The sequence below is a fragment of the Pseudomonas sp. Pseusp3 genome (assembly GCF_047304225.1).
Lineage (GTDB): Bacteria > Pseudomonadota > Gammaproteobacteria > Pseudomonadales > Pseudomonadaceae > Aquipseudomonas > Aquipseudomonas fluorescens_CD.
This window is the reverse complement of sequence record NZ_JBGLYV010000200.1, coordinates 1-3280: the sequence shown is the minus strand read 5'-3', so window position 1 is coordinate 3280 and position 3280 is coordinate 1. Positions and strand designations below refer to the sequence as shown.

General features: G+C 61.2%; 3 protein-coding genes. All 3 read left to right on the top strand.

Annotated elements, in window-relative coordinates:
* Nucleotides 1-224: 224 nt before the first annotated feature.
* From benA to benC, 3 genes are read left to right on the top strand one after another with little or no spacing between them, the layout of a single operon-like run.
* Entirely contained in the window at nucleotides 225-1589 is a 1365-nt protein-coding gene (gene benA / locus ACCD00_RS30360) for a benzoate 1,2-dioxygenase large subunit (RefSeq protein ID WP_413428884.1), read from the top strand.
* Complete coding sequence (benB, locus tag ACCD00_RS30355; protein WP_413428883.1) at nucleotides 1586-2074, top strand: benzoate 1,2-dioxygenase small subunit; 489 nt, start codon at nucleotides 1586-1588, stop codon at nucleotides 2072-2074. Before benA ends, benB begins: the two co-directional genes overlap by 4 nt.
* A 10-nt stretch (nucleotides 2075-2084) precedes the next feature.
* Nucleotides 2085-3098: a benzoate 1,2-dioxygenase electron transfer component BenC gene (gene benC / locus ACCD00_RS30350; protein ID WP_413428882.1), complete on the top strand. Its 1014-nt coding sequence runs from the start codon at nucleotides 2085-2087 to the stop codon at nucleotides 3096-3098.
* Nucleotides 3099-3280: the final 182 nt, after the last annotated feature.

Sequence of the window (3280 nt, the reverse complement as noted above, 5' to 3'; positions counted from 1 at the left end):
GAGGGAGTGTCAGCCGGCATTGACCTTGCCTGACACACCGCCTTCGCGAGCAAGCCCGCTCCCACAGGTTCCGAGTCTTGATGGATGTGCATGGCGGCAAACCTGGTCTCTACAAAAAATCCCCCTGCACAAAACGGATAAAGGTCTGCACCCAGCGGATATTCCAGCCTGATCCCCCGTCCTAGCATGGCCCTGCCTGAACAATAACAATGGAGGCGGCGGCCATGTCCCTGCGACCCGAATATTTGCATTCCCTGCTTGAAGACGATCCCGAGCAGGGCCTCTATCGCTGCAAGCGCGAGATGTTCACCGACCCCCGGTTGTTCGATCTGGAGATGCAGCACATCTTCGAAGGCAACTGGCTGTATCTGGCCCACGAAAGCCAGATCCCCAACATCAACGATTTCTACACCACCACCATGGGGCGTCAGTCGATCTTTATCGCACGCAACAAGGACGGTGTACTGAACGCGTTCATCAATGCCTGCAGCCATCGCGGCGCGACCCTGTGCCGGCACAAGTCCGGCAACAAAAGCTCCTACACCTGCCCGTTCCACGGCTGGACGTTCAACAACTCCGGCAAGCTGCTCAAGGTCAAGGACCCGGCGAACGCCGGCTACCCGTCGAGCTTCAACTGCGAAGGCTCCCACGACCTGACCCGCGTGGCGCGTTTCGAGTCGTATCGTGGCTTCCTGTTCGGCAGTCTCAACGCCGATGTACTGCCGCTGGTCGAGCACCTTGGCGAGTCGGCGAAGATCATCGACATGATCGTCGACCAGTCCGCCGATGGCCTGGAAGTGCTGCGCGGTTCTTCCAGCTACATCTACGAAGGCAACTGGAAGCTCACCGCCGAAAACGGCGCCGACGGCTACCACGTCAGCTCCGTGCACTGGAACTACGCCGCCACCCAGAACCAGCGCAAACAGCGCGAAGCCGGTGACGAAAACCCGACCATGAGCGCCGGCAGCTGGGCCAAGCAGGGCGGCGGTTTCTATTCCTTCGACAAGGGCCACATGTTGCTCTGGACCCGGTGGGCCAACCCCGAGGACCGCCCGCTGTACGAACGTCGCGACGAACTGGCCCAGGACTTCGGCAAGGCCCGCGCCGACTGGATGATCGAGAACTCACGCAACCTGTGCCTGTACCCCAACGTGTACCTGATGGACCAGTTCAGCTCGCAGATCCGCATCGCCCGGCCGATCTCGGTCAACCGCACGGAAATCACCATCTACTGCATCGCGCCCAAAGGCGAAAGCGACCACGCGCGGTCCAGCCGGATTCGCCAGTACGAAGACTTCTTCAACGTCAGCGGCATGGCCACGCCGGACGATCTGGAAGAGTTCCGCTCCTGCCAGACCAGCTACCAGGGCAGCGTCACCACCTGGAACGACATGTCCCGTGGCGCTGAGCACTGGATCGAAGGCGCCGACGAGGCAGCCAGGGAAATCGACCTGCATCCGCTGCTCAGTGGTGTGCGCACCGAAGACGAGGGCCTGTTCGTGCTGCAACACAAGTACTGGCAGCAGACCATGCTCAAGGCCCTGGCCGCCGAGCAGTCGAAGTTGATCGCCGTGGAGGACGTGCAATGAGCATTTCCTTTGATACCGTGCGCGACTTTCTCTACCGCGAAGCCCGTTACCTCGATGACCGGCAGTGGGACGAGTGGCTGGAGCTTTACGCCCCGGACGCAACGTTCTGGATGCCGTCCTGGGATGACAACGACGAGTTGACCGAAGACCCGCAGCGGGAAATCTCGCTGATCTGGTACGGCAACCGCACCGGCCTGGAAGACCGTATCTTCCGCATCAAGACCGAGCGCTCCAGCGCCAGCGTGCCGGACACCCGCACGTCTCACAACATCAGCAACATCGAGCTGCTCGAACAGGCCGACGGATTGTGCAAGGTGCGCTTCAACTGGCACACCCTGAGCTTTCGCTACAAGACCGTCGACAGCTATTTCGGCAGCAGTTTCTACACCCTCGACGTGCGCGGTGAAAACCCGCTGATCCTGGCCAAGAAAGTGATCCTGAAGAACGACTACGTTCGCCAGGTCATCGATGTTTACCACTTGTGAGGCGGCCGTCATGACCCATTCCATCGCGTTCAATTTTGAAGACGGCGTCACCCGTTTCATCGACGCCAATGCCGGCGAAACCGTGGCCGACGCCGCGTATCGCCAGGGCATCAACATCCCGCTGGACTGCCGCGACGGCGCCTGCGGCACCTGCAAGTGTTTTGCCGAGGCTGGCACCTATGATCTGGGCGAGGAGTACATCGAAGACGCCCTCAGCCCCGAAGAGGCCGAGCAGGGTTTTGTCCTGACCTGCCAGATGCGCGCCCGGAGTGACTGCGTGGTGCGGGTGCCGACGTCCTCGGAAGTCTGTCGTACCCGCCAGGCCAGTTACGACGCGACCATCAGCGCCGTGCGCCAGTTGTCCGACAGCACCATCGCGCTGTCGATCAAGGGTGAGTCCTTGAGCAAGCTGGCGTTCCTGCCGGGGCAATACGTGAATCTGGGGATCCCCGGCAGCGAGCAGACCCGGGCTTATTCATTCAGTTCGTTGCAGCGCGATGGCGAGGTCAGCTTCCTGATCCGCAACGTGCCGGGCGGCTTGATGAGCAGTTTCCTCACCGGCATGGCCAAGGCCGGCGACAGCATGCGCCTGGCAGGACCGTTGGGCAGTTTTTACCTGCGTGACATTCGCCGTCCATTGCTGCTGTTGGCCGGTGGCACCGGGCTGGCGCCGTTCACCGCAATGCTGGAGAAGATCGCCGAGCAGGGCAGCGATCACCCGCTGCATCTGATCTACGGCGTGACCCACGATTTCGATCTGGTGGAGCTCGATCGTCTGGCAGCCTTCGCCGCGCGCATCCCCAACTTCACCTTCAGCACCTGTGTCGCCAGCCCCGAGAGCCAACATCCGCTCAAGGGCTACGTGACCCAGCACATCGAGCCAGGGCATTTGAACGATGGCGACGTCGACGTCTACCTGTGCGGCCCGCCGCCGATGGTCGAGGCCGTCAGCAAGTACATTGGCGAGCAAGGCATCAAGCCGGCGAACTTTTACTTTGAGAAATTCGCCGCCAGCGCGGCTTGAGTCGCGCACAAATACCCAATGTGGGAGCGGGCTTGCTCGCGAAGAGGCCAGAGCATTCAACATCGATATTGCCCGTGAGACCGCTTTCGCGCGGCAACCCCCACCCACAATATGTATTTGGGGGTAACAAAATCACTTCCCGCAACCAGACGCATGTGGGGGCGGGGTTTGTGGCGAAGAGG

Bases quoted from the DNA above. Each gene is read 5' to 3' on its own strand.
- benA (WP_413428884.1), top strand. From the start codon at position 225: ATGTCCCTGCGACCCGAATATTTGCATTCCCTGCTTGAAGACGATCCC.
- benC (WP_413428882.1), top strand. From the start codon at position 2,085: ATGACCCATTCCATCGCGTTCAATTTTGAAGACGGCGTCACCCGTTTC.
- benB (WP_413428883.1), top strand. From the start codon at position 1,586: ATGAGCATTTCCTTTGATACCGTGCGCGACTTTCTCTACCGCGAAGCC.